Source organism: Rhizobium sp. WYJ-E13 (genome assembly GCF_018987265.1).
Taxonomy (GTDB): Bacteria; Pseudomonadota; Alphaproteobacteria; order Rhizobiales; family Rhizobiaceae; genus Rhizobium.
Window position 1 is genome coordinate 2,490,194 of record NZ_CP076853.1, and the last position, 25,617, is coordinate 2,515,810.

Here is a 25,617-nt window from a genome sequence, read left to right on the forward strand (position 1 = left end):
ACAAAGAGGCCGGCGTTTGCCGCCGGCCCGCTCCTATCCGCCAATCAGCGCCAGCCACTCGTCCTCGTCCATCGTCTGGACGCCGAGTTCGCGTGCCTTGTCGAGCTTGGAGCCGGCGCCCGGGCCGGCAACGACGATATCGGTCTTCTTGGAGACGGAACCCGCCACCTTTGCCCCGAGGCCTTCAGCCCTCGCCTTCGCCTCTTCACGGGTGAACTTTTCCAGCGAACCGGTAAAGACGACGGTCTTGCCGGCTACCGGGCTACCCGCTGTCACCGGCTGTTCGGCCTCCTGCGGCGTTACCTCGTCGAGCAGGCGGCCGATCACCTCGATATTGCGGGGCTCCTTGTAGAATTCGACAATGGCCCGCGCGACGACCTCGCCGATGCCCTCGATGGCGTTGAGGTCGTCCCAGGCGTCGCCGGAAAGCGCCGCCGCCTCCTTCATTGCCGCAGCAAAGGCCTCGTAAGTGTTGTAGGAGCGCGCCAGCAGCTTCGCCGTCGTCTCGCCCACATGACGAATACCCAGCGCATAGATAAAGCGGTGAAGGGCAATACTGCGCCGTTCGTTGATCGCCGCGTAAAGCTTGCCGACGCTGACCTTGCCGAAGCCGTCGATATTCTCCAGCTTGGTGATCGACTGCTGCTGGCGCTTCTCCAGCGTGAAGATATCGGGCGCGGTGCGGATCTGCAGCGCCGGGTCTTCGCTCTCGAAGAAGAAGTCGATCTGCTTGGAGCCAAGTCCCTCGATATCGAAGGCGTTGCGCGAGACGAAGTGCTTCAGCTCTTCCGTCGCCTGTGCCCGGCAGATGAAACCGCCCGTGCACCGGGTGACGGAATCGAGCTTGCCGGTCTTCTCGTGCCGCTCACGCACGGCATGTGAACCACAGACCGGACATACCTTCGGAAACTGATAAGGCTGCGCATCCGCCGGCCGCTTTTCCATGACGACATCAAGCACCTGCGGGATGACGTCGCCGGCGCGCTGCACTATGACGGTATCGCCGATGCGGATATCGTGCTCCTCCTCGCGGATGCGCTCGCCGCTATTGCCGATGCCCTTGATGTAATCCTCGTTGTGCAGCGTCGCATTGGTAACCACCACACCGCCGACCGTGATCGGCGTCAGCCGCGCCACCGGGGTCAGCGCGCCGGTGCGGCCGACCTGAATGTCGATATTCTCTACGATGGTGAAAGCCTGTTCGGCCGGGAACTTGTGCGCCGTCGCCCAGCGCGGGCTGCGTGAGCGGAAACCAAGGCGCTGCTGCAGTTCGAGGCTGTCGACCTTGTAGACGACGCCGTCGATATCATAGTCGAGATCTGGCCGCTCAAGACCGATCTCGCTGTAATGGGCAAGGATATCGTCGACTGAACTCAACCGCTTCATCAGCGGATTGACCGGGAAACCCCAACTTCTGAAGGTCTCGACCATGCCCATCTGCGTATCGGCGGGCATGTCCGACATCTCACCCCAGGCATAGGCGAAGAACCTCAATTTGCGGCTCGCCGTCACCTTCGCATCGAGCTGGCGCAGCGATCCTGCAGCCGTGTTGCGCGGATTGACGTAGGTCTGCTTGCCTTCGGCCTCCATCTGGGCGTTCAGCGCCATGAAGTCGCTCTTGGCCATATAGACCTCGCCACGCACTTCCACGACGGATGGAACGCCCTTCGGCAACTCGTTCGGGATTTCCTTGATGGTGCGGATGTTGGCCGTGACGTTCTCGCCCGTCGTGCCGTCGCCGCGCGTGGCACCCGTCACCAGCCTGCCGTTCTCGTAACGGATCGACATGGAAAGCCCGTCGATCTTCGGCTCGGCCGTGAAAGCGATGGAATTATCAGGCAGACGGCCAAGGAAGCGATAGACGCTGGCAACGAAGTCGCGCACGTCCTCCTGCGAGAACGTATTGTCGAGCGACAGCATTGGACGCGAATGGACCACGGGCGCGAAAGTATTGGATGGCTCGACGCCGACGCGGCGTGACGGACTGTCCTCGCGGATAAGTTCCGGGAAACGTGCCTCGATCGCATCGTTGCGCCGCTTCAGCGCGTCATAGTCCGCGTCCGAAATCTCCGGCTGATCCTTGCCGTGGTAGAGCGCGTCATGATGCGCGATTTCCTTGGCCAGCCGCCCCAATTCGGCAGCGGCGTCTTCAAGGGTCAGGTCCTCAACAGCGACGGATTCGGTCGACATGCAGCTTCACTCCAGAGAATCTGCAATGGTTTTAGAGCAAAATCCCGCGATTGAAATAGTACCAACGTTCGGAAATCATGGCTGCGCGTTGCGTAGCCTTATGGCGCTGACATGCAACGTGGTGTCCCGTAGCGCCTTCAAAGGCATCAGGCTGTCAACGACCCTAAGCTCGATACCGCGCGGAGCAAATTCGCAATCGAGCCTGGAAACAACCGTGAGCGCCAGCGGCACGACGGCCTTGCGAGACACCCACATTCCCGCATCCTGCAAATCCTCGAAGCTCTCCGTCGGCATCTCGTAGCGATGGATGCACCCAGCCTCCAGGCGTGCCAGCCAGCCGCGTTCGATATAAGCCGCGCCGCGCCATCTGCCCAACAGCTGCCGGTCTTCTTCCGATGTCTCCGGCTTCGCCCATATCAGGATGCGCGGGCAGTCACGCGGAAAGAGATACATGAAGTCATTGACATCATCGATCGCCCAGACAAGCGGCCCATTCAGCCACTCCCTGCCCGGCGGGCGCTCGGAGGCGATACGCACCGGTCGAGGCTCGAAAATCGTAATGGCGGGATCGTTGCTGAAATGGAAAAGCCGCATGGGATGCAGGACCTCGCCGTGAGAGTGAGGCCTGATAGCGCAGTGCCGAAGCCTTGTCACCAGCAGCGGATATCTAGCCGTTGCCCGCCAGCAACCGTGCAGCCGCCGCCCTCGCCTCTTCCGTGACAGAGGCACCGGCGAGCATACGGGCGATCTCTTCCCTGCGGTCCTTCTCGGCCATGGTGGCGACGCGCGTGGCGATCTTGTCGGAGCCCTCGCCGGACGGTCCCTTGGAGATCAGGAGATGCGTGGCAGCACGTGCTGCCACCTGCGGCGCATGGGTGACGGAGAGTACCTGTACGCGGTCAGAAAGCCGCTTCAGCCGCTGGCCGATCGCGTCCGCCACCGCGCCACCGACACCGGTGTCGATTTCGTCGAAGACGAGCGTCGGCGCCGAGCCGCGGTCTGCAAGCGCCACCTTGAGCGCTAGCAGGAAGCGTGAGAGTTCACCGCCGGAGGCGACCTTCATGATCGAGCCTGGCCGCGTACCCGGATTGGTCTGGACGTGAAATTCGACGACATCGATGCCTTCGGCGGTCGCCTCCTCCGCATCGGTGGTGATCTCCACCATGAAGCGGGCGCGCTCGAGTTTCAGCGCCGGCAGCTCCGCCATGACGGCCTGCGCCAGCGCATCGCCGGCATGGTGACGCTTTTCGGACAGCGAGCGAGCCGCCGCATCGAAACTCGCCTTGGCGGCGGCCACTTCTGCATCGAGCTTGGTAAGCCGCTCCTCGCCGGCATCGAGATCGGCGAGATCGCTGATCATGCGTACGGCGAGCGCCGGAAGCTCGGTGACGGGAACCGAATATTTGCGGGAGGCGGCGCGCAATGCAAACAGCCGCTCCTCGACGCGCTCCAGTTCCTTCGGATCATATTCCGTCTTGCGCAGTGCCGCCTCCACTTCCATCTGCGCGTTCGAAAGCTGATCCAGCGCCGCGTCGAGCAGCGCGACGGTGTCTTCGAGCAGGCCGGGCGCCTCATGGCTCTTGCGCTCCAAGCGGCGTACCAGCGAGGCGATATGCGGCACGGGAGAGGCATTGCCGTTCAGGAACTCGGAAGCCTCGGCAATATCGCCGGCAATGCGCTCGGCCTTCATCATCTTCTGGCGGCGGTCGGCAAGCTCGTCTTCCTCGCCATCGCGCGGCGAGAGCTTTTCCAGCTCTTCGACGGAAGAGCGCAGATAATCCGCCTCGCGGGCCGCGGCCTCGACCTTCTCGCGGTGCTTCTTCAGCGTGCGCTCGCTATCGCGCCACTGGCGGTAAAGCGCGCCGACGGTCTGCACATCCTCGCTGATGCCCGCAAAGGCGTCGAGCAGCGTTCTGTGGGCATTGGTATCGACCAGCGCGCGGTCGTCGTGCTGGCCGTGGATCTCGACCAGCATCTGGCCGGCCTGACGCATGAGCTGCACGCTCACCGGCTGGTCGTTCACATAGGCCTTGGTGCGGCCGTCTGAGGATTGCTGGCGGCGGAAGATCAGGTCGCCTTCGTCGTCGATGCCGTTTTCGCGCAAAAGCTTCCGCGCGCCGTGATCCATGCCGACATCGAAGACGGCCGTGACCTGACCCTTGTCCTCTCCATGGCGCACGAGGCCGCCATCACCCCGCCCGCCAAGGGCCAGCGACAGACTGTCAAGCAGGATGGATTTGCCGGCACCGGTCTCACCCGTCAACACGGAAAGGCCGGTCTCGAAGGCAAGGTCCAGCCGCTCGATCAGGACGATATCGCGGATCGAAAGCTGGATCAGCATTGGCCTCAGGAACCGAGAAGGAGTTTCTTGCCCGCTGCAGCGATCCACGAACCCTTGTTTTCACGCGGCTCCGCCCCACCCGACTGCAGCAGCTTGTAAGAATCAGCATACCACTGACTGTCTGGATAATTGTGACCGAGAACGGCAGCCGCCGTCTGCGCTTCGTCGACGATACCCATTGCATAATAGGCTTCGACAAGACGGGCGAGCGCCTCTTCGATCTGATTCGTGTTCGGATATTTCTCGACGACGATGCGGAAGCGCGAGATCGCGGCGAGATATTCCTTACGCTCCATGTAATAGCGGCCGACCTGCATTTCCTTGCCGGCGAGCTGGTCGCGCGCAAAGCGCATCTTGGCCTGCGCGTCATCGACATATTCGGAATCAGGATAATTGTCGACGACGGCCTGCATGGCGTCGATGGTCTTCTGTGCCGCGCGCTGGTCCTGCGTCACGTCGACGATCTGCTTGGAATAGGTAAGACCGACGAGATACTGCACGTAGGCGGCATCCTTGGACTTCGGATACTGCGCCATATAACGGTTGCCCGATGCGAGCGCGTCATCGAAGCGGCCCTGGCGGTATTTGACGAAGGTGCTCATCACGAGCGCCTTGCGTGCCCATTCCGAGAAGGGATTCTGCGCATCGATCGCATCGAACTTGCGTGCCGCCTCAGCCATGTTACCGGCCTTCATGTTGGCGAGGCCCTGCGTGTAGAGCACATCAGGCGGATCGGTTTCGAGGCCGAGCTTGGTGATGTCGATATCCGGGTCCGACTGGCAGCCGGAAATCAAGGCGCCTGCGCTCAGCACCATCACGGATGCGAGCAAAGCGCGCGCTGTCTTCATCATCATGTCAGACCTTGCATAAGCCATTCGAAAGAATCCCACCGCCGCCGTCCACTCCACAGCAGCCACGCCTAGCTGGCGTTTCTAGCCACAAATGTGCATCGAGAGCAACGCAATGATCACGCATTAACGCATTTTTGTGGCAGCACTGCCGAGAATGTCAGGCTTTTCACGGCATTCAAAGCGGTGATAGCTAAATATATGCCGCAAACATCTATCGCGCGCGATCCGCCCCTTCCCCACAAAAAAACCGCCCCCGTTGGGAGGCGGCCCTGGCCTTAATTGGTATACTGGAGGTCATGCCGACCAGGGGGCGAATTCCGGAGCGCTGACCGCAATGAACTCGCGAACGGTAACGCGCTGGCGCGGTATCGACGTCTCGACCACTTCATAGGCCGTGGGATCGCTGAGCAATGCCTTGAGAGCGTTGGCGTTCATCTTGTGGCCACCGCGATAAGAACGGTAGCAGCCGATGAACTGTGCGCCGGCAAGCGCCAGATCTCCGACAGCATCGAGCGTCTTGTGACGCACGAACTCGTCCTTGGCGTAGCGCAGACCTTCGACATTGATGACAGTGTTGTCATCGGAGATGACGACGGAGTTTTCGAGCGAAGAGCCGAGAGCATGGCCCGAAGCCCAGAGGCGCTCGACATCGCGCATGAAGCCGAAGGTGCGCGCACGCGACAGCTCGGTCTTGAAGACGGTGGCGGTGAGATCGCCTTCCCATTTCTGGCGGCCGATCAGCGGGCATTCGAAATCGATCTCGACTTCAAAGCGCGTGCCGTCATAGGGGCGGAACTCGCTCCAGGAGCCACCATGCTCGATACGAACCGGCTTGGTGATGCGGATGTAGCGGCGCTTGACGCCGAGGGAAACGAGACCGACTTGTTCGATAGCTTCGACGAAGGAAACCGAGCTGCCATCCATGATCGGCATTTCGGCGCCGGTGACTTCGATGACGACATTGTCGAGGCCGAGCGCATAAACGGCTGCCATGACATGTTCGATCGTCGCGACGGAATGGGCCGGCGAGAAGCCGAGAACGGTGCAGAGATCGGTATTGCCGACCTGCGAGGAAACGGCCTTCAGTTCGGTGACGTCGCCGTTGTCATGCACGCGCTGGAAAATAACGCCGGTACCGGCTTCGGCCGGATTGAAGGTGATCGAAACGTCGGCACCAGAATGAACGCCGATACCCGAAAGAGTTACCGGACGCGATACCGTCGTCTGAAAGCCCAACAAGCCAAGTCCCATAAAATTCTGCCTTTATTCTTCCGCACCCGTCGCTGCCAGCCGGTCCGGTGTTCTTCTACACTGCCCGGTGCCGCTTAAAGCAGACTCTTGGAGCAGTTCGCTTGCTTCATACTTACGTGGAGGCACGCCGCAATCCAAATCACTGTTCGTTTCGGTTTGTTACGAAAATCTCGGTGCCAAAAACATCTAGAATTCAAGCACCTAGAAATGCAAACGCCCAGGATTTCGGCCCCGGGCGTTTTCTGTGGAGAAGTGTTCTTCTCAGTTCGACTGACGGCGCAGGAATGCTGGGATTTCCAGCTGGTCGTCTTCCTGCATCATGCGGGCCTGCGGGACGGCACGACCCTGGTCGTCGAGGTTGCCGCGACGCGGTGCGTAGAGGCTTGCCTCCGGCGACAACGGACGGCGCTGCTGCGAGGAGGCAGCCGGCGCAGACGTCATTTCCGGAGCGACTTCCTCTTCGCGGCGGCCGAGCGAATTGGTGATTCGCTTCAAGAGACCCATCGGGCCGCGCTCTTCCTGGACATGCGAAGCAGCAGGCTGCGAGCGATGATCGATCTCGGCCTGGACGACCGGCGGGAAATCCTCGACCTTCGGCATGCGGACCTGTTCGGGCGCCTGGCGGATGACAGGCTCATGACGGACCGGCTGCTGCATGACCGGCTGCGGAGCCGGCTGGTGCATGACGGGAGCCGGATGTAGCGGGGCCTGACGCATGACCGGAGCTGCTTCCGGTGCAGGAGCGAAGATCTTGCTCTGCGGACGGAAGGTTTCCTGCATCACCGGCTGCTGCTGGACAGGAGCAGCGGCACGCGGGGCCGGAATTTCCAGTTCACGTTCCATCTCGACTTCAGCCTGGCGGATGGTCTGTGCAATCTGGTCGGCCTTCGGTGCCTGCATGACTGGAGCAGGCTGAACTGCGGCCGGTGCCGGAGCAACGGCCGCGGAGGGACGGATAGCGGGCTTTGCGGCCGGCTGGAACCCACGGTCGGCAGCCTGGTTCATCGCACGGTCGATGCCGGTGGCGACGACCGAGACGCGGATGATGCCTTCGAGCGATTCGTCGAAGGTTGCCCCGAGGATGATGTTGGCGTCCGGATCGACTTCTTCGCGGATGCGGGTTGCAGCTTCGTCGACTTCGAACAGCGTCAGGTCGCGACCGCCGGTGATGGAGATCAGCAGGCCCTGTGCGCCCTTCATCGAAGTTTCGTCGAGCAGCGGGTTGGCGATCGCCGCTTCGGCGGCCTGCATGGCGCGGCCCGAACCGGAAGCTTCGCCCGTACCCATCATTGCGCGGCCCATTTCGCGCATGACCGAGCGGACGTCGGCGAAGTCGAGGTTGATGAGACCTTCCTTCACCATCAGGTCGGTGATGCAGGCAACGCCCGAGTAGAGAACCTGGTCGGCCATGGCGAAGGCGTCGGCGAAGGTCGTCTTGTCGTTGGCAATCCGGAAAAGATTCTGGTTCGGAATGACGATCAGCGTGTCGACCGACTTCTGCAGTTCCTGGATACCGGATTCGGCCAGACGCATGCGGCGTCCGCCTTCGAAGTGGAATGGCTTGGTGACCACACCGACCGTCAGGATGCCCTTGTTGCGGGCGGCCTGCGCGACGACAGGAGCAGCGCCAGTGCCGGTGCCACCGCCCATGCCGGCGGTAACGAAGCACATATGCGTACCGTTCAGGTGGTCGATGATCTCGTCGATGCACTCTTCGGCAGCCGCGCGGCCGACTTCCGGCTGCGAGCCGGCGCCGAGGCCTTCGGTGACGTTGGCGCCGAGCTGGATGATCCGCTCGGCCTTCGTCATGGTCAGCGCCTGGGCGTCCGTATTGGCAACGACGAAGTCGACGCCCTGGAGACCGGCGGAGATCATGTTGTTGACAGCATTGCCGCCGCCGCCGCCAACGCCGAACACGGTGATGCGCGGCTTCAGCTCGGTGATGTCAGGCTTCTGCAGCTTGATAGTCATGGTACCTGTTCCTTCTCTCTCTGGCCGCATCGCCACGCCGGCCAATTCACTCAATTTCAAAAGCTTTCCTTCAGCCACTGGCCCATGCGGGCGATGCGGCTGTTATTACCCCCAAGCGACAGGAGCAGGCTGCTCTGTGACGCATGTGTTTCCATGTCCGCGACCTGCGGATAGATCATCAACCCGACGGCCGTCGAAAAGGCCGGACCCTTGGCCGCCGTCGGAAGACCCGATACACCCATCGGACGGCCGATACGAACGTTGCGGGCCAGGATGCGCCGCGCCACTTCGGCAAGGCCGGTCAGCTGGCTGGCGCCGCCCGTCAGCACGACGCGCTTGCCGACGATCGGGCTGAAGCCCGAGCGCTGGATGCGGTCGCGGATGAGTTCCATCGTCTCCTCGATACGCGCCGAAACGATGCGCGAGACGAGAGCCCGCGGCACCTGGCTCGGCTGATCCCGGTCATCCTCGCCGATCGGCGGAATGGAGATCAGTTCACGCTCATCGGAAGAATTGGTCAGCGCCGAAGCATGAACCACCTTCAAACGTTCAGCATCCTCGATCCGGGTGGAAAGGCCGCGTGCGAGGTCGGTCGTCACATGATGACCGCCGAGGCCGACAGCATCGGTATGAACAAGCTTGCCTTCGGCAAAGACCGAGATCGTCGTCGTGCCGCCGCCCATGTCGATGGCCGCACAACCAAGTTCGACTTCATCGTCGACGAGTGCGGCAAGACCGGATGCATAAGGCGTTGCAACGATTCCTTCCACCGAAAGATGCGCTCTGTTGACGCTGAGCTCGAGATTTTTGAGTGCCGAGCGTTCCGCCGTCACGACATGCATGTCGACGCCGAGCGCATCGCCATACATCGCCAGCGGATCGCGGATGCCGCGTTCGCCATCGAGCGAGAAGCCGGTCGCCAGCGAATGCAGAACCGCGCGGTCCTGGCGCAGCGACTGCTGGCAGGCGGCCGAAAGCACCTTTTTCAGGTCGTTCAGCTCGACTTCCTGACCACCGAGATCGATGGTCGCCGTGTAGATGTCGCTGCCGAGACGGCCGGCCGTCAAGTTGACGATCAGGCTTTCGACGGTGAGGCCCGCCATGCGCTCGGCCGCATCGACAGCAAGACGGATGACGCTTTCCAGTGCGTCAAGATCGGCGATTACGCCGGTCTTGATGCCGCGCGAACGCTGATGGCCGATGCCGATGATCTCGATATTGTGCGTGCGGCCCGGCAGGATCTGGCTTTCCTCACGCGGCGTCAGCCGGCCGATCATGCAGACGACCTTGGTCGAGCCGATATCGAGCACCGAAACGATATGCGACCGCTTCGACGAAAGCGGCTTCAGGCGCGGCAATCCAAAATGGGATGAACCGAACAAGCTCATATATTCTGCCCCGCCTTCTTCAATTCCTTGGTGCGCATCGTGACCGCGGCCTGTCGGCGGGCTGCCGCCTCGGGCGTCAACTGGATCGTCGTGCGATCCGGCAGCCTGAGATCGACTGCAGCGATATCACGCTCCAGGAGCTGCTGTTCCCTGTCGAATTTCGAAAGCGTCGCGAGCGCCTGGTCGAGATCATCTTCCGGCAGCTTGACGACGACGCCATTATCCATGTGCAGGTCCCAGCGACGGCCGGAAACCCAGACATAAGCCTTCACGCGAGCCTTGACATCCGGCCACTTGGCGAAGGCGTCCTCGATGGAGGCAGCAGCCGTTTCGGCATCACGGCCGACGACGAGCGGCAGGGTCGAAAACTTGTTGTCGCGAAGCGGCGCGATCACGCTGCCGCTCTTCTCGATCAGCGAAAGCTCCTGACCGTGCTGCCAGATGGCATAGGCATTGCGTTCAGAGAGCCTCACCTCGATGGTCTTCGGATAGACCTTGCGGACTTCGACATTCTCGACCCAGGGGAGGCGTGCGATCTTCTGGCGCGCGGCATCGATGTCGAGAGCAACAAGCGACGTCGCGCCATCGAGGCCGAGAAGCTGCAGGATCTCGATTTCGGAAGTCTGGTTGTTGCCGGAAACCTTCACGTCCTCGATGGCAAAGCCGACAGCGCTTGTGGTCGCCTGGGCGACGGCTTCCGTATGACCGCCGAGCGACATACCGTAGAGACCGGTCGCAGCCAGGAAGCCGAGCGCCGAAACCGTGCCCGTATGGGCCGGAATGTGAATGCGGCCGGTACCGAGGCTGACGAGGAAACGCACGACGCGGCGCAGCGGACGCGGCAGCACGCGACGTTCGTCGGCTTCCACGATGGGAAGCGCGGCATAACGGCTGGGGCGCCCTATCCTTTTGACTGTCAACGCAAACAAGACGCGTCCTCCACCATCCACCGGAGAAATGCACCAAAGGAATATCCGGCATGGCCGGCCATTTCGGGCACAAGGGAGGTTGGAGTCATGCCCGGCTGGGTATTGACCTCCAGCCAGATAAGCTCGCCGTCTTCGGAGAAACGATCGTCGTAACGAAAGTCGGACCGACTGACGCCGCGACAACCGATTGCTTGATGCGCCCTTAACGCCAATGTTTGTATTTTTTGGTAAATTTTCGGTGAAATTTTAGCCGGCAAGACGTGTTTTGAGCCACCCGAAGCATACTTGGAGTCGTAATCATAGAAATTGTGGCCCTGAGGCACCACCTCGATGACATCCATGGGTTGATCACCCATGACGCCGCAGGTCAGTTCGCGACCATGGATATAGCGCTCCACAATGACTTCCTCGCCGTAGCGCCATTCGGCCGAACCGATGACCTGCGGCGGGTGCGCCTGATCCTCCCCGACGATGACGACACCGAAGCTGGAACCCTCGCGCACCGGCTTCACCACATAAGGCGCCCTCATCGGATGCTCCGATGGAAACGAGAAGCGGTTCAGCACCTGCGATTCGGCAACCGGAACGCCGGCAGCGGCAGCCACACGCTTCGCCCGGCCCTTATCCATGGCAAGCGCGGAGGCAAGCACGCCCGAATGCGTATAGGGGATCTGCAGATATTCGAGGATGCCCTGAATGGTGCCGTCCTCGCCGAAAGGCCCGTGCAAGGCATTGAAGACAACATCGGGCTTCAGAGCGGAGAGCTTTTCGGAAATGTCGCGCTCGACATCGATACGCGTCACCTTGAAGCCTTCATTTTCGAGGGCATCGGCACACGCCTTTCCCGAGGAAAGGCTGACAGGCCTCTCCGAGGAAAACCCGCCCATCAGGACAGCTACGTGCTCGCGACTCATCAACACCCCCAAAAATAACTTTCACCCTTCAGTATCGAGGCTTGCGCGAAGCTGGTCTGCGCGCTTCGTGGCCTTTGTCTGACTTGGGTGCATTAGAGCATCATTATGGTTAACGAACCGTTTACTTTCGTTAACTCCGCCTTGTCGAATACTTCATTTTTCTGCCCTTGCGGCCGTGCGAATATCGCAGCGAACAAGCCGCAAGGGCGATTAAAACGAAAAACCCGCGCGGAAAAACCACGCGGGTTCAATGGCATGCCTCACTGTCTTGCAGTCAGTCTTTATCGCCGAAGAATTTCCAGACGAGGCCGCCGATCGCACCGCCCGCAAGCGGCGCGATCCAGAACAGCCAGAGTTGCTGCAGCGCCCAGCCGCCGACGAAAAGCGCCTGCCCGGTCGAACGCGCCGGATTGACGGAGGTATTCGTCACGGGGATCGAGACGAGGTGAATCAGCGTCAGCCCGAAGCCGATCGCAAGCGGCGCAAATCCGGCGGGTACCCGGCTGCTTGTCGATCCCAGGATGATGATCAGGAAGAACATGGTCAGCAGAACTTCGATCAACAGTGCCGAAAGCAGCGAATAACCGCCCGGAGAATGTTCGCCATATCCGTTGGCCGCAAACCCGCCGAGCTCGAAACCCGCCTTGCCGCTGGCGATGAGATAGAGCGCTGCGGCAGCGACGATGGCACCAACCACCTGTGCGAAGACATAAGGAACGAGGTTAGCCGCGGGAAAACGTCCAGCAGCCACAAGGCCGAGAGAGACGGCGGGATTGAAATGGCCGCCGGAAATACCGCCCACGGCATAGGCCATGGTGAGGACAGTCAAGCCGAACGCCAGCGCCACGCCGGCAAAACCGATGCCAAGTTCAGGATAGGCGGCCGCGAACACAGCACTGCCGCATCCGCCGAAGACCAGCCAGAATGTGCCGAAAAACTCGGCAGCAAGACTTTTTTGCATGTGCCCCTCTATTCCCTCAACCAGAGATTTCTTATCAATCGATTACAATTTGATTCCGGTCAAGTTGGCGGCCAGCCTATGACAAGCTTGGCGCAAGAGTGAAAAAACGCCGAGCCTGGGAGACGGAGCCTCCGTCGAGGCAAACCGGTCACACCGGCGGATAATGTCGTTCGCGTCATATTCTTGCGTATCCGGGCATTTTCTCAGCCTTAAAATTGCGTTAAGAGCGGCGGCTCCCAAGCAAATCGATAAAATACTGATTGGAATGAACATGACAGAAGCGATCTCCGTATCGCCGAGCCCTTCGACCAGCGCGCAGGTCAATTCTCCGGCACGCGTCCTGATTGCCAGCCTCATCGGCACCACCATCGAATTCTTCGACTTCTACGTATACGCGACGGCAGCCGTCATCGTTTTCCCGCACCTCTTCTTCCCCTCAAGCGATCCGACCTCCGCACTCCTGCAGTCGCTCGTGACCTTCTCGATCGCCTTCTTCGCCCGCCCCTTCGGCGCCGTGGTCTTCGGCCACTTCGGCGACAAGGTTGGCCGCAAGGCGACGCTCGTGGCCGCCCTCATGACCATGGGCCTGTCGACCGTCGTGATCGGCATCCTGCCGGGTTATGATGCGATCGGCATCGCCGCTCCGTTGCTGCTCGCGCTGTGCCGCTTCGGCCAGGGCCTCGGCCTCGGCGGCGAATGGGGCGGCGCCGTGCTGCTCGCGACGGAAAACGCACCTCCCGGCAAGCGCAGCTGGTACGCCATGTTCCCGCAGCTCGGCGCGCCGATCGGCTTCATCCTCTCCTCCGGCTTCTTCTTGATCCTGGCGGAGACCATGAGCAACGAGGACTTCCTGGCCTATGGCTGGCGCATTCCCTTCATCGCCAGTCTCGCGCTCGTCGCCGTCGGTCTCTATGTCCGCCTGAAGATCGCCGAAACGCCGGAATTCCAGAAGGCTGTCGAAAAGCACGAGCGCGTCGCCGTTCCCATCGCGACCGTCTTCCGCGGCCACCTGCGCAGCCTTATCCTCGGCACGTTCATCGCAGTCGCCACCTTCGTGCTCTTCTACCTGATGACGGTCTTCACGCTGTCCTGGGGCACGACGAAACTCGGCTATTCGCGCGAGCAGTTCCTGGTCATCCAACTCGTCGGCGTCGTGTTCTTCGGCCTGACGATCCCGCTCTCCGGCTGGCTGTCGGATCGCTACTCGCGTCGCCTGATCCTGATCCTGACGACGATCGCCATCGCCGTCTTCGGCTTCTTCTATGCGAGCCTGCTGACGGCAGGCCTGACCGGCGCGGTTCTATGCTCGATCATCGGCCTCGGCCTGATGGGCTTCACCTATGGTCCGATCGGCGCGGCCCTGGCAGCTCCCTTCCCGACCATGGTGCGCTACACCGGCGCCTCGATGACCTTCAACCTCGGCGGCATCTTCGGGGCTTCGCTTGCTCCCTATATCGCCACCTGGCTCGCAACCAATTACAGCCTCAACTATGTCGGCTACTACCTCGCCGCCTCGGCTGCGATCTCGCTGATCTGCATCCTGCTGTCGGGCCGCGAAGAAGTCTGAGCCACTTACCATCTGAACAAAAAGCCGCGCCGCCCGCCGTCGCGGCTTTTTTTATTGATGCAGCCAGCGCTTCCGGTTAGCCAAGTCCTCTGCGGGCGAACAGGGAGAAGATCATGCGATGCCTCGTCACCGGCGCAGCCGGCTTCGTCGGCGGTCCGCTTGTCGAACGGCTGCACAGAGAGCGGATTTGCGACGTAACGGTCACGACACGTTCCGCGACATCAGCCTTCCCGTCCGATATCAGGCATTTCCCGGTCGATATCACCGAGAAGACCGACTGGACGGCAGCTCTGGACGCCGTCGACGTCGTCGTCCATCTCGCCGCCCGCGTTCACATCATGAACGATCGTTCGGCCGATCCGCTGGCGGACTTCCGCCGCGCCAACACCGCTTCCACCCTGAACCTTGCCGAACAGGCCGCTCGCGCGGGCGTGAAACGGTTCGTCTTCATTAGCACCATCAAGGTCAACGGCGAAGAGAACGACCGGCCGTTCAGGCACGACGACACGCCGAAGCCCCTCGATCCCTACGGCATCTCCAAGATGGAAAGCGAAATCGGCCTGCGCGAGATCGCCGCCCGCACCGGCATGGAGGTTGTCATCGTCCGCCCGCCGCTGGTCTACGGTCCCGGCGCGCGCGGCAACTTCGCGCTGCTTGTCGGGCTTGTCCGCAAGAAACTGCCGCTGCCCTTTGCCTCGCTGAAAAACCGCCGCACGCTGGTCGCAGTGCAGAACCTCGTCGACCTGATCATCACCTGCATGCGCCATCCCGCCGCCGCCGGCGAAACCTTCCTTGCCGGAGATGGCGAGGATCTTTCGACGCCCGCGCTGATCGAAGGCATTGCCGCAGGTCTCTCCGTCAAACCGATGCTGCTGCCCTTCCCGCCGTCCCTGATGCACATGGCAGCCAGGATCACCGGAAAGGAAGCCGTCTATCAGCGTCTCTGCGGCTCTCTGCAGGTCGATATATCCCACGCCCGCGACGTGCTGGGCTGGTCGCCCGTTGTCACGCCGGGCGAAGGCCTGAGGCTTGCGGTGAACTAAAGCATGTCGCGCAAAAGTGTGCAGCGGTTTTGCGACAACGACATGCGTCAAACAAGGAGTTAAAGCGTGCCAAGCGGATCTGAAAGATCGCACACGCTTTGAAGCTTACTCTGACGTCACGCCCTGAAAGGGGCGAACCTCACGGTCGGGCATGAAAAGGCCGAGACGCTTGATTTCCCATTCGAGCTTGATGCCTGACATTTCGAAAACCTTGCGGCGCACTTCCTCGCCCAGATATTCGAGATCGTAGCCCGTCGCCTGCCCCATGTTGATCATGAAGTTGCAGTGAAGCGACGACATCTGCGCGCTGCCGATGACCAGACCGCGGCAATCCGCTTCATCGATCAGCTTCCAGGCCGAATGACCCTCGGGGTTCTTGAAAGTCGAGCCGCCGGTCTTTTCGCGAATTGGCTGTACCGTCTCGCGGTGATTGCGCACGGCATCCATTTCGGCGCGGATCTTGGCACGGTCGTCGGCATAGCCCTCGAACAGCACCGAGGTGAAGATCAGATCATCCGCAGCATCAGAGTGGCGATAGGAATAGCCCATCTGGGCATTCGTCAGGACATGCTTGTTGCCCTTCCGGTCGATTGCGCGGACCTCGACGACGCGATCCTTCGTCTCGGAGCCATTGGCGCCGGCATTCATGCGAGCAGCACCGCCGATACCGCCGGGAATACCGTAATAGAATGCGAAACCGCCAATGCCGTTGTCCATCGCCATGGCCGCCACATGCTTGTCCGGGCAGATGGCGCCGGCAAGAATGCGGTTTTCGCCGGCGAGTTCGACAAAGCCGAAGCCCTTGGCCGACAGGCGCAGCACGACGCCCGGAATGCCGCCATCGCGCACCAGGATATTCGAGCCGACGCCGACCACCGTCAGCGGCACTTCATCCGGCAATATCTTCAGGAAGGCGATCAGGTCTTCCTCGTCATGTGGCTGGAACATCAGCTCGGCCAGACCGCCGGCGCGGAACCAGGTGACGCGATCCATGGGGGCATCCGGCGTCAGTCGGCCGCGAATGTCCTTTACGCCTTCTCCGAGAGAGGCAAGAAGCTTTTCCCCGTTAACCTGTTTCATGCGGACTTTCCTGAAAGGTCTTGCAACTGCTTCGGCAGCGCTGCTGCCCAATATGTAATGCTACCAGCCCCCAACAGAACCACAAAGTCCCCGGGCTTTGCAATCTCTGATACCATCTGAGGTAGAGCCTCCGCCGAAGGAAGGAAACGTGCATCACGATGGCCACCCGATTTGATGCGGGAAACGAGCGATTCCGAATCCGCTCCCTCGATCGCATCCTCACCCGCGGCATAGACCGGCGCGATGAAAATGCTATCGGCATCGTTGAAGCAGGCCGCGAATTCCTCGAAGAGGCTCGACAGGCGTGTGTAGCGGTGCGGCTGGTGCACCGCGATGATCCGGCCCTTGCAGGCTTCGCGGGCGGCGCGCAGCACCGCCTTGATCTCGACCGGGTGATGGCCGTAATCGTCGAAGATCTGCACGCCGTTCCATTCGCCCGTCAGCGTGAAGCGACGCTTCACACCACCGAAGGAGGCAAGCCCTTTGGCGATATCCTCGCGGGAGATGCCAAGCCGGTTGGCCACGGCTACGGCCGCAGTCGCATTCGAAATATTGTGACGGCCAGGCATCGGCATGATGAGATCGTCGAGACGAATGACCTGCCCCGTGCGGCGGCGGCGGATTTCGACATCGAAGATCGAGCGCGTGCCGTCGATGCGCACATTCATGAAGCGCACATCGGCCTGCGGGTTTTCACCGTAGGTGATGACCTTGCGGTCCTCTATACGGCCGACCAGCGACTGAACCTCGGGATGATCGAGGCACATGACGCCGAAGCCGTAGAAAGGCACATTCTCGACGAACTGCCGGAAGGCGGCGCGAACGGCATCGAAATTGCCGTAGTGGTCGAGATGTTCGGGGTCGATATTGGTGACGACGGCCACATCGGCCGGCAGCTTCAGGAAGGTACCGTCGGATTCGTCCGCCTCGACCACCATCCACTCGCCCTCGCCCATGCGCGCATTCGTGCCGTAGGCATTGATGATGCCGCCATTGATGACGGTTGGGTCCAGCCCGCCGGCCTCGAGCAGTGTGGCGACAAGCGAGGTGGTCGTCGTCTTGCCGTGCGTGCCGCCGATGGCGATCGCATTGCGGAAGCGCATCAGCTCGGCCAGCATTTCGGCGCGGCGCACGACCGGCAAGAGCTTTTCGCGCGCGGCAATGAGTTCCGGATTGCTCTTCTTGATCGCGGTAGAAACGACGACGACTTCGGCATCGCCGAGGTTTTCCGCCCTGTGGCCGACGAAAACCTCGATGCCTTTGTCGCGCAGGCGCTGGACATTGGCACTGTCGGATTGATCCGATCCCTGCACCCTATGGCCGAGATTATGCAGCACCTCGGCGATACCGCTCATACCGATACCGCCGATGCCGATGAAATGGACAAGGCCTATCGCCTTTGGCAGCTTCATGCGCGTGCCCCCTTGAATTCTGTAACTGTCTTGCCGGCGGCAATAGCCTCAACCATGTCGGCAAGCAAGTTCGCCGCGTCAGGTTTTCCCGCACGCTTGGCGGCAACAGCCATGCCGGCAAGCTTTTCCGGATCGTTCATCACATGCGTCAGGATGGAGGCGATATGCTCCGGCGAAAGCTCCGACTGGGCGATCACCTTGGCTCCGCCGGTCGCCGCAAGCGCTGCGGCATTGGCCGCCTGATCATGGTCGAGCGCATGCGGATAAGGCACCAGCACGGCCGGACGGCCAATGACCGAGATTTCCGAAACCGTCGAGGCGCCCGAACGGCAGATGACCAGATGCGCCTTGGCAAGACGCTCCGCCATGTCGTTGAAAAACGGGGCAATATCCGCAGCCATCTGCAGTTGCACCACGCACCCGCGCACCGTCTCCATATCCTCAGGGCGAACCTGCTGGGTTACCCTCAGCCGCGCGCGCAGCGCATCGTCGAGCAGGCTGATCGCCGTCGGCATCGCCTTGGAGAAATATTGCGCGCCCTGGCTGCCGCCGAAGACGACGAGATTGAACGGCTCACCGGGATGCGAAGGCACATAGGGCTGCTCGGCCGCGGCAAGGATCGCCGGGCGCACGGGATTGCCGGTCGCGACCGTCTTGTCGGAAAATGGTCCGCCGCTCTCAGGCAGGAAACCGCCGGCAATCGCCCTGACGCGCGGCGCCAGCGCCTTGTTGGCGCGGCCCATGACGGCATTCTGCTCATGCAGCATCGAGGGAACGCCGAGGCGCGTGGCGGCGAGCAACGGCGGCACGGTCGGATAACCGCCGAAGCCCACGACGATCACAGGCTTCAGCCGCTGAATCAACCGCTTTGCGGCGCGCATACCGGTCCAGAGCTTCCAGAGCGAGCGGGCAACGGCGACCGGGTTCTTCGAACCGATCGTCGCCGACGGCACAACATGGATTTCATCGGCCGGGAACTTGCCGGCATAGCGCTCCGCACGGCTGTCGGTGACGAGATGCACGGAATAACCGCGCTCCCTAAGCTTGAAGGCCAGCGCTTCTGCCGGAAAGACGTGGCCGCCGGTTCCCCCGGCGGCAAGAAGGACGATGCCCTTGCTCATAATTCCCTTACTCCGCCGGCATTCCGTGCGGCACGCGGAAGAGGCTCCGGTCCTGCGCACGTTTTTCCGGTCGATGGCGCGTCAGCGCCAGAATGAAGCCGGCCGTCACGCAGATCGCCACCATCGACGACCCGCCATAGGAAATCAGCGGCAGCGTCATGCCCTTGGCCGGCAGCAATTCGAGATTAACGCCGATATTGATGATCGACTGGATACCCATCTGCAGCACGAGCCCGGCGACGGCAAAGCGGTTGAAGTCGTTGCGTTCGCGGTAAGCATGCGACAGGCCGCGCAGCACCAGCACAGTGAAGATGGCAACGAGTGCGATACAGAAGACGATGCCGAATTCCTCGGCCGCAACCGAAAAGATGAAGTCCGTATGGGCGTCCGGAATGATGCGCTTGACGATGCCTTCGCCCGGCCCCTGGCCGAACCAGTCGCCACGGATGATCGCTTCACGGGCAGTATCGATCTGGAACGTATCACCTTCGCCGGTCAGGAACTTGTCTATTCGGCCTGCCACGTGGGGGAAGACATAATAGGCGGTCACCAGGCCTCCCGCACCGCCCGCACCCAGCACGATGATCCAGAGCCACGGCATGCCCGCCATGAAGAACATGCCGCCCCACACCGCCGTCGTCAGGATCGTCTGACCAAGGTCAGGCTGCGCGACGAGAAGGGCTGCTACGATGCCGAACAGGATGATGGCGAAGAGATTGCCCGGAATTTCCGGCTGGCGGGCATGCTCGGCAAAGAGCCAGGCGCAGACCACGACGAAGGCCGGCTTCATGAATTCCGACGGCTGGATCGAAACACCCGCAAGCGTGACCCAGCGGCGGGACCCCTTGACCTCGATGCCGAAGAACAACGCCAGAAGCATCATGGCGAGTGCCACGATCAGCAGGATGATCGCTGTGCGCCGCACCTGGCGCGGCGTCAGGAAGGAAAGGCCGAGCATCACGCTGATCGACGGGATCATGAAGGCCGCGTGGCGCTTGACGAAGTGGAAAGGCTCCAGGCCGATACGCTCGGCAACCGCCGGCGAAGCGGCAAATGAAAGCATGAAGCCGATGCCCATCAGGAACAGGAACAAGGCCAGAAAAAAGCGGTCGATGGTCCAGAACCAATCGGCCAATGCTCCACGTTCCGCGCGGCTCACCATGTCATTTGCCTCCTGTTGCCGAATTGATCAGCATCGTCACGCCGTCAAGGGCGGCCACATGGCCGACAAAGGCATCGCCCCTGACTTCAAAGTTCTTATATTGATCGAAGCTTGCGCAAGCCGGGGATAACATCACAGCCAAAGGGTCGGCCTCATCCCTTTCGGCATCCGCCGCCGCATGCACGACTGCCCTCTCCAGCGTGCCTGAAATTTCGTAAGGCACCGCCTCGCCAAGCGTCGCGGCAAATTCCGCCGCCGCCTCGCCGATCAGATAGGCCTTGGCGATGCGCGGGAAATAGGGTGCAAGCGTGGTGATGCCGCCGGCCTTCGGCAATCCGCCGGCAATCCAGTAGATGCGATCGTAGCTCGAAAGCGCCGGTGCTGCAGCATCCGCATTGGTCGCTTTGGAATCATTGACGAAGACGACATTGCCGCGCCGGCCGACCGGCTGCATGCGGTGCTTGAGGCCGGGAAAGGATGCCAAACCCGCACGGATCTCCTCGGCGGAGACGCCGACGGCAAGGCAGGCAGCGACCGCAGCAGCGGCATTCTGCGCATTGTGGCTGCCGCGCAACGTCTGTATGCCGTCGAGATCGACGAAGGGCAGCATCGCCCCACTTGCTGCCTGGATGAGCTTGGTGCCTTCGGCGTAGATACCGTCAGCCAGCACATTGCGGCGGGAAATCCTCACCACCTTCACCCCTGCCCGCTCGACGCGGTCGGCAATCAGCACCGAAAAGCTGTCATCGACGCCAACGATGGCGACATCGCTGCCGGCGACAAGCCGTTCCTTGACATCGGCATAGTGCTGCATCGTGCCGTGGCGATCGAGGTGATCGGGCGTCAGGTTGAGCAGGATGCCGGCGGACGGATTGAGCGTCGGCGCAAGGTCGATCTGATAGGATGAGCATTCGACGACGAAATAGCGCTCGGCCTTCGGCGGATCGAGCGTCAGCACGGCCGTGCCGATATTGCCGCCAAGCTGTGTATCGCGGCCGCTCGATTTCAGGATATGGGCGATCAGCGCCGTCGTCGTCGACTTGCCATTGGTGCCGGTGATGGCGATGAACGGGCAATCGGGAGCATGCGCGCGGCGCTCGCGCACGAAGAGCTCGACGTCGCCGACGATATTGAGACCCGCGGCACGCGCGAGATCGACGGTCCAGTGCGGTTTCGGATGGGTGAGCGGCACGCCAGGCGAAAGCACGAAAAGCGTCTGCGCGCTCCAGTCGATCGTACGCAGATCGGCAGTAGCGATACCGTCTGCCGCAGCCTTCGCGACACTGTCAGGATTGTCGTCCCAGCCCGTGACATCGGCGCCACCGGCAACCAGCGCCTTGGCCGTCGCGAGGCCCGAGCCGCCGAGACCGAAGAGAGCGACCTTTTTTCCTGCAAGCGTCGTGACGGGGATCATGACCGCCTCACCGCAGCTTCAGCGTGGAAAGACCGATCATGGCAAGGCCGACCGCAATGATCCAGAAACGGATGACCACCTGGCTTTCCGTCCAGCCCTTCTTTTCGAAGTGATGGTGGATCGGCGCCATCAGGAAGACGCGCCGGCCGGTCATCTTGAAGAAGCCGACCTGGATGATGACCGACAGCGTCTCGATGACGAACAGACCGCCGACAATCGCCATGACGATCTCATGCTTGGTGGCAACGGCAACCGTGCCGATCGTGCCGCCGAGCGCGAGCGATCCGGTGTCGCCCATGAAGATTGCGGCCGGCGGAGCGTTGAACCACAGGAAGCCGAGGCCCGCGCCGATAACCGCCCCGAGCACCACGGCCAACTCGCCGGTGCCGGGCACGAAATTGATCTGCAGGTAATTCGCAAAGACCGCATTGCCGGCGAGGTAGGCGATGATGCCGAACGCGGCAGCGGCAATCATCACCGGCACGATGGCGAGGCCGTCGAGACCATCGGTGAGATTCACGGCATTGCCGGCGCCGACGATGACGAAGCCGCCGAAGACAACGAACATGATGCCGATATTGATCATGAAGTCCTTGAAGAACGGGAATGCGATCGAGGAGCCGAAAGTCGAGCCGGCAGGGCCGGAGGCCAATGCCGTGCGCATCATGAAATAGACGGCGATGCCGGCGATGATGAATTCGATGCCGAGGCGCGCCTTGCCGGAAAAGCCCTTATGGCTCTGCTTCGTAACCTTGAGATAGTCGTCATAGAAGCCGATAGCGCCAAAACCGAGCGTCACGAGCAGGGTGGCGACAACATAGACGTTGGAAAGATCGGCCCAGAGCAGCGATGCCCCGACAATGCCGGCGAGAATCATCAAGCCACCCATGGTCGGGGTGCCGGCCTTCTTGAAATGCGTCTGCGGCCCGTCTGCGCGGATCGGCTGACCCTTGCCCTGCCGGATGCGCAGCGAATTGATGATAGCAGGCCCGAAGAGGAAAACGGTGAGAGCGGAGGTGAAAAGCGCGGCACCCGCACGGAAGGTAATGTACCTGAACAGATTCAGAAATTTGAAATATTCCGACAGTTCAACCAGCCAAATCAGCATTCAAAGCCCCTTTTCCCCGATCATAGATCGCGTTGCGTGTCTGAAACTGGCGGGTACTTGTCAAGGAGCGCGGCAACAATCTTGCCGAAACCGATCCCCAAAGACGACTTCACCATCAACACGTCGCCAGGTGCGACCGAGTTCAAAACGAATTCCAACAATTCTTCCGTCTTCTCGCGATGCTCGACCGCGACGCTCTCCGGAAGCGAGCCCTTCAGCGCCACCATCTCGGGCCCCGCGAGCCAGACATGTTCCAGACCGGCAGCGAGCAGCGGACCTGCGAGATCCGTATGGACCTGCTCGGCAAACTCGCCCATCTCCAGCATGTCGCCGAGAACGGCGATGCGGCGGCCCCGGCCGGTCGGCTCGGCCGATGCCAGCAGCGCGATCGCCGCGCGCATGGAGGCCGGATTGGCGTTATAGCTTTCATCGATCAGCGTGAAGCTGCCATTGCCGATCGGCAGCCTGTAGCGCTTGCCCCTGCCCTTCTCCGGCTTCAGCGTCGCGAGCGCGTCGATTGCCTTGTCGAGGCTGGCGCCGACGATCGTTACAACGCCCAACGCTGCCAGCGCATTTTCAGCAATGTGGCGGCCCGGTGCGCCGATGCGCACTTCCTTGGTCTCGCCACCGACAGTCATCCAGAGCGTCGAGCTTTCGTCCGAGCCGTTGAACTCGGCAAGGCGGAATTCCGCCTTGGCATGCTGGCCAAAGGAATGGATCTTCTGGATGCCGAGCGCCTGGGCGGTCTGCTCCAGGAAACTGAACTGCTCATTGTCACGGTTGAGAACGACGTCACCGCCCGGCTCCAGGCCTTCGAAGATCTCTGCCTTGGCGGCAGCGATTTCCTGGACGTTCTGGAAATTGCCGAGATGGGCCGGCGCGATCGTCGTGATGACGGCGACATGCGGGCGGATCATCTTCACCAGCGGCCGGATCTCGTCCGGATGGTTCATGCCGACTTCGAAGACACCGAAATAGGTGTCGATCGGCATGCGCGCCAAGGTCAGCGGCACACCCCAGTGATTGTTGAAGGAGGCGACCGACGCATGCACCTTCCCCGAGGGAGACAGCACATGGCGCAGCATCTCCTTGGTCGTCGTCTTGCCGACCGAACCGGTAACGGCAATAATCTTTGCCCGCGAGCGCTCGCGCGACGCCTGCCCCAGCTTGCCGAGGGCAGCAAGCACGTCCTCGACCACGATCATCGGCACAGTCAGGCGCCCCATGGCCGGCAGACGGCCTTCGCTGACGACGAGCAGAGCCGCACCATTGGCAACGGCCATCGAGGCAAAGTCATGCCCGTCGACACGGTCGCCCTTGATCGCGAAGAAAGCCTCACCCGGCGCGATCGAGCGGCTGTCGATGGAAATGCCGGTAATGCCCTGCGGCAGCGAACCGAAGGGACGGCCCGCCATCGCGGCGATCATGTCTTCGGTGGTCCAGAGCCAGTTCATGGTACCCGCTCCTCCAAAGCCTTGCGCACTTCGGCATGATCGGAAAACGGCAGCGTGACGCTGCCGACCGTCTGCCCCTCTTCATGTCCCTTGCCGGCAACGATCAGCGTATCGCCGGATTTCAGCTGCAGGACCGCCTCGCGGATCGCCTTTGCACGGTCGCCGATCTCGGAAGCGCATTTCGCCGCCGCCATGATCTCGGCACGGATCGCCGCCGGCTCTTCCGAGCGCGGATTGTCATCGGTGACGATCACGACATCGGCAAGCCGGCAGGCGATCTCGCCCATGATCGGTCGTTTGCCGCGGTCACGGTCGCCGCCGCAGCCGAACACGACGATGACGCGGCCCGTCGTGAACGGACGCACCGAGTTTAACACATTTTCCAGCGCGTCCGGCTTGTGGGCGTAATCGACATAGGCAAGCGCGCCATCCTTGGTATGGCCGACCAGCTGCAGGCGGCCGGACGCGCCCTGCAGCTTTTCGAGCGCGGCCATCGCGAGCTTCGCCGGAACGCCCGTGGACATGGCAAGGGCCGCGGCAACCAGCACATTGGCGATCTGGAAATCGCCGGCAAGCGGAATATCGACCTCGAAGATCTCGCCTTCGGCATGGATTTCCGCAACCTGCTTATGGCGGAAATGCTCGACGCGCTTCAGCGTCAGATAGCTGCCCTTGCGCCCGACCGTGCGAACGTCATGGCCAGCAGCCGTCGCCACCTTGATCGCCTGCTCAGACCATGGATCATCGGCGAAGATGATGGCGGGCGAACCCTTCGGCAGCACCCGGTCGAAGAGGTGCATCTTGGCGGCCATATAGTCTTCGACCGTCGGATGGTAATCCATATGGTCGCGGCCGAGATTGGTGAATGCGGCGGCGGCAAGTTTCACGCCGTCGAGGCGATACTGGTCGAGCCCGTGGCTGGAGGCCTCCATAGAAGCATGCGTGACGCCCTCGTCGGCGAGTTCGGCAAGCAGCTGGTGCAGCGATACGGTATCGGGCGTCGTCAGCGAGCCATATTCGTTGCGCGTCGGCGAAACGACGCCGGTCGTGCCGATCATGGCGGCAGCGTGGCCGGCATGCGCCCAGATCTGCCTGACGAAGGAGGCAACCGAGGTCTTGCCGGCGGTACCCGTCACCGCGACCATCGTCGCCGGCTGGCGGCCGTAGAAACGCGAGGCGGCAACGGAGAGGAATCGACGCGGTTCGGCAACGACCAGAACCGGCGCGCGGGTTTCGACTGCGTGCGATGCGATGACGACGGCAGCACCCTTGGCAACAGCATCGGCAATGAAGCCTGCCCCATCGGCCTTGGAGCCGGCAATCGCCACGAAAGCCATGCCGGGCGCGATCTTGCGGCTATCGGAAGACAGACCGGAAATCTCCAGCACGCCGGCCGGCCCATCGAGTTCAGCTTTGAGTTCCGGAAACGCATTTCCGGCGAGGTCCCGCAATTTCATCGA

Annotated in this window: 20 protein-coding genes; 2 read left to right on the forward strand and 18 right to left on the reverse strand. The window is 61.7% G+C overall.

The window, feature by feature from the left end; all coding sequences use genetic code 11:
- Positions 1–33 precede the first annotated feature (33 nt).
- The 10 genes from ligA to aqpZ form a co-directional block, all read right to left on the reverse strand.
- Positions 34–2,190: an NAD-dependent DNA ligase LigA gene (gene ligA, locus KQ933_RS12600; protein WP_216755201.1), complete on the reverse strand. Its 2,157-nt coding sequence runs from the start codon at positions 2,188–2,190 to the stop codon at positions 34–36.
- Positions 2,191–2,265: 75 nt separating this feature from the next.
- Positions 2,266–2,784, reverse strand: coding sequence for a DUF6886 family protein (locus tag KQ933_RS12605; RefSeq protein WP_216755202.1), 519 nt, complete (start codon positions 2,782–2,784; stop codon positions 2,266–2,268).
- Between the two features lie 73 nt (positions 2,785–2,857).
- Complete coding sequence (recN, locus tag KQ933_RS12610) at positions 2,858–4,531, reverse strand: DNA repair protein RecN (protein ID WP_216755203.1); 1,674 nt, start codon at positions 4,529–4,531, stop codon at positions 2,858–2,860.
- A gap of 5 nt (positions 4,532–4,536) precedes the next feature.
- On the reverse strand, positions 4,537–5,406 hold the full coding sequence (locus KQ933_RS12615; protein ID WP_216755204.1) for an outer membrane protein assembly factor BamD: 870 nt from the start codon (positions 5,404–5,406) through the stop codon (positions 4,537–4,539).
- A 270-nt stretch (positions 5,407–5,676) separates the two neighbouring features.
- The gene (lpxC, locus tag KQ933_RS12620) at positions 5,677–6,633 is read right to left on the reverse strand and encodes a UDP-3-O-acyl-N-acetylglucosamine deacetylase (protein ID WP_216755205.1); all 957 of its coding nucleotides are present in this window, start codon (positions 6,631–6,633) and stop codon (positions 5,677–5,679) included.
- Positions 6,634–6,894: 261 nt separating this feature from the next.
- Complete coding sequence (gene ftsZ / locus KQ933_RS12625) at positions 6,895–8,604, reverse strand: cell division protein FtsZ (RefSeq protein WP_216755206.1); 1,710 nt, start codon at positions 8,602–8,604, stop codon at positions 6,895–6,897.
- Between the two features lie 56 nt (positions 8,605–8,660).
- Complete coding sequence (ftsA, locus tag KQ933_RS12630) at positions 8,661–9,992, reverse strand: cell division protein FtsA (RefSeq protein WP_113324938.1); 1,332 nt, start codon at positions 9,990–9,992, stop codon at positions 8,661–8,663.
- Positions 9,989–10,921, reverse strand: a complete 933-nt coding sequence (locus tag KQ933_RS12635) for a cell division protein FtsQ/DivIB (protein ID WP_216755207.1) — start codon at positions 10,919–10,921, stop codon at positions 9,989–9,991. Before KQ933_RS12635 ends, ftsA begins: the two co-directional genes overlap by 4 nt.
- Entirely contained in the window at positions 10,909–11,835 is a 927-nt protein-coding gene (locus tag KQ933_RS12640; RefSeq protein WP_216755208.1) for a D-alanine--D-alanine ligase, read from the reverse strand. The genes KQ933_RS12635 and KQ933_RS12640 overlap by 13 nt, the downstream gene beginning before the upstream one ends.
- Before the next feature lie 274 nt (positions 11,836–12,109).
- Positions 12,110–12,796 carry an aquaporin Z gene (gene aqpZ, locus KQ933_RS12645; protein WP_216755209.1) on the reverse strand — a complete coding sequence of 229 codons (687 nt, stop codon included), beginning with the start codon at positions 12,794–12,796 and terminating at the stop codon, positions 12,110–12,112.
- Positions 12,797–13,067: 271 nt separating this feature from the next.
- On the opposite strand from aqpZ, the gene KQ933_RS12650 reads away from it, so the two are divergent.
- Together KQ933_RS12650 and KQ933_RS12655 are read left to right on the forward strand one after the other, a co-directional pair.
- On the forward strand, positions 13,068–14,363 hold the full coding sequence (locus tag KQ933_RS12650) for an MFS transporter (protein ID WP_216755210.1): 1,296 nt from the start codon (positions 13,068–13,070) through the stop codon (positions 14,361–14,363).
- A gap of 113 nt (positions 14,364–14,476) precedes the next feature.
- Positions 14,477–15,406, forward strand: a complete 930-nt coding sequence (locus tag KQ933_RS12655; RefSeq protein WP_216755211.1) for an SDR family oxidoreductase — start codon at positions 14,477–14,479, stop codon at positions 15,404–15,406.
- 105 nt (positions 15,407–15,511) lie between these two features.
- Here the strand turns inward: KQ933_RS12655 and murB are convergent, their stop codons facing one another.
- The 8 genes from murB to KQ933_RS12695 are packed head-to-tail and all read right to left on the reverse strand — an operon-like array spanning position 15,512 to position 25,614.
- On the reverse strand, positions 15,512–16,486 hold the full coding sequence (gene murB, locus KQ933_RS12660; protein WP_216755212.1) for a UDP-N-acetylmuramate dehydrogenase: 975 nt from the start codon (positions 16,484–16,486) through the stop codon (positions 15,512–15,514).
- Positions 16,483–17,898, reverse strand: a complete 1,416-nt coding sequence (gene murC, locus KQ933_RS12665; RefSeq protein WP_216755213.1) for a UDP-N-acetylmuramate--L-alanine ligase — start codon at positions 17,896–17,898, stop codon at positions 16,483–16,485. Before murC ends, murB begins: the two co-directional genes overlap by 4 nt.
- Positions 17,895–19,019 (reverse strand): undecaprenyldiphospho-muramoylpentapeptide beta-N-acetylglucosaminyltransferase, encoded by a 1,125-nt coding sequence (gene murG / locus KQ933_RS12670; RefSeq protein ID WP_216755214.1) that lies wholly within the window; start codon positions 19,017–19,019, stop codon positions 17,895–17,897. Before murG ends, murC begins: the two co-directional genes overlap by 4 nt.
- A 7-nt stretch (positions 19,020–19,026) precedes the next feature.
- Positions 19,027–20,181 carry a putative lipid II flippase FtsW gene (gene ftsW, locus KQ933_RS12675; protein WP_216755215.1) on the reverse strand — a complete coding sequence of 385 codons (1,155 nt, stop codon included), beginning with the start codon at positions 20,179–20,181 and terminating at the stop codon, positions 19,027–19,029.
- Between the two features lies 1 nt (position 20,182).
- The gene (gene murD, locus KQ933_RS12680) at positions 20,183–21,595 is read right to left on the reverse strand and encodes a UDP-N-acetylmuramoyl-L-alanine--D-glutamate ligase (RefSeq protein WP_216755216.1); all 1,413 of its coding nucleotides are present in this window, start codon (positions 21,593–21,595) and stop codon (positions 20,183–20,185) included.
- A gap of 7 nt (positions 21,596–21,602) precedes the next feature.
- Complete coding sequence (gene mraY, locus KQ933_RS12685) at positions 21,603–22,703, reverse strand: phospho-N-acetylmuramoyl-pentapeptide-transferase (RefSeq protein WP_183731091.1); 1,101 nt, start codon at positions 22,701–22,703, stop codon at positions 21,603–21,605.
- 20 nt (positions 22,704–22,723) lie between these two features.
- The gene (locus tag KQ933_RS12690; RefSeq protein ID WP_216755217.1) at positions 22,724–24,157 is read right to left on the reverse strand and encodes a UDP-N-acetylmuramoylalanyl-D-glutamyl-2,6-diaminopimelate--D-alanyl-D-alanine ligase; all 1,434 of its coding nucleotides are present in this window, start codon (positions 24,155–24,157) and stop codon (positions 22,724–22,726) included.
- A complete protein-coding gene (locus tag KQ933_RS12695; protein ID WP_216755218.1) occupies positions 24,154–25,614 on the reverse strand; it encodes a UDP-N-acetylmuramoyl-L-alanyl-D-glutamate--2,6-diaminopimelate ligase in 1,461 nt (486 codons plus the stop codon). Before KQ933_RS12695 ends, KQ933_RS12690 begins: the two co-directional genes overlap by 4 nt.
- Positions 25,615–25,617: the final 3 nt, after the last annotated feature.

Coding starts and splice junctions, on each gene's coding strand:
- ligA (WP_216755201.1), bottom strand. CDS start 2,190: ATGTCGACCGAATCCGTCGCTGTTGAGGACCTGACCCTTGAAGACGCC.
- KQ933_RS12605 (WP_216755202.1), bottom strand. CDS start 2,784: ATGCGGCTTTTCCATTTCAGCAACGATCCCGCCATTACGATTTTCGAG.
- recN (WP_216755203.1), bottom strand. CDS start 4,531: ATGCTGATCCAGCTTTCGATCCGCGATATCGTCCTGATCGAGCGGCTG.
- KQ933_RS12615 (WP_216755204.1), bottom strand. CDS start 5,406: ATGGCTTATGCAAGGTCTGACATGATGATGAAGACAGCGCGCGCTTTG.
- lpxC (WP_216755205.1), bottom strand. CDS start 6,633: ATGGGACTTGGCTTGTTGGGCTTTCAGACGACGGTATCGCGTCCGGTA.
- ftsZ (WP_216755206.1), bottom strand. CDS start 8,604: ATGACTATCAAGCTGCAGAAGCCTGACATCACCGAGCTGAAGCCGCGC.
- ftsA (WP_113324938.1), bottom strand. CDS start 9,992: ATGAGCTTGTTCGGTTCATCCCATTTTGGATTGCCGCGCCTGAAGCCG.
- KQ933_RS12640 (WP_216755208.1), bottom strand. CDS start 11,835: ATGAGTCGCGAGCACGTAGCTGTCCTGATGGGCGGGTTTTCCTCGGAG.
- aqpZ (WP_216755209.1), bottom strand. CDS start 12,796: ATGCAAAAAAGTCTTGCTGCCGAGTTTTTCGGCACATTCTGGCTGGTC.
- KQ933_RS12650 (WP_216755210.1), top strand. CDS start 13,068: ATGACAGAAGCGATCTCCGTATCGCCGAGCCCTTCGACCAGCGCGCAG.
- KQ933_RS12655 (WP_216755211.1), top strand. CDS start 14,477: ATGCGATGCCTCGTCACCGGCGCAGCCGGCTTCGTCGGCGGTCCGCTT.
- murB (WP_216755212.1), bottom strand. CDS start 16,486: ATGAAACAGGTTAACGGGGAAAAGCTTCTTGCCTCTCTCGGAGAAGGC.
- murC (WP_216755213.1), bottom strand. CDS start 17,898: ATGAAGCTGCCAAAGGCGATAGGCCTTGTCCATTTCATCGGCATCGGC.
- murG (WP_216755214.1), bottom strand. CDS start 19,019: ATGAGCAAGGGCATCGTCCTTCTTGCCGCCGGGGGAACCGGCGGCCAC.
- ftsW (WP_216755215.1), bottom strand. CDS start 20,181: ATGGTGAGCCGCGCGGAACGTGGAGCATTGGCCGATTGGTTCTGGACC.
- murD (WP_216755216.1), bottom strand. CDS start 21,595: ATGATCCCCGTCACGACGCTTGCAGGAAAAAAGGTCGCTCTCTTCGGT.
- mraY (WP_183731091.1), bottom strand. CDS start 22,703: ATGCTGATTTGGCTGGTTGAACTGTCGGAATATTTCAAATTTCTGAAT.
- KQ933_RS12690 (WP_216755217.1), bottom strand. CDS start 24,157: ATGAACTGGCTCTGGACCACCGAAGACATGATCGCCGCGATGGCGGGC.
- KQ933_RS12695 (WP_216755218.1), bottom strand. CDS start 25,614: ATGAAATTGCGGGACCTCGCCGGAAATGCGTTTCCGGAACTCAAAGCT.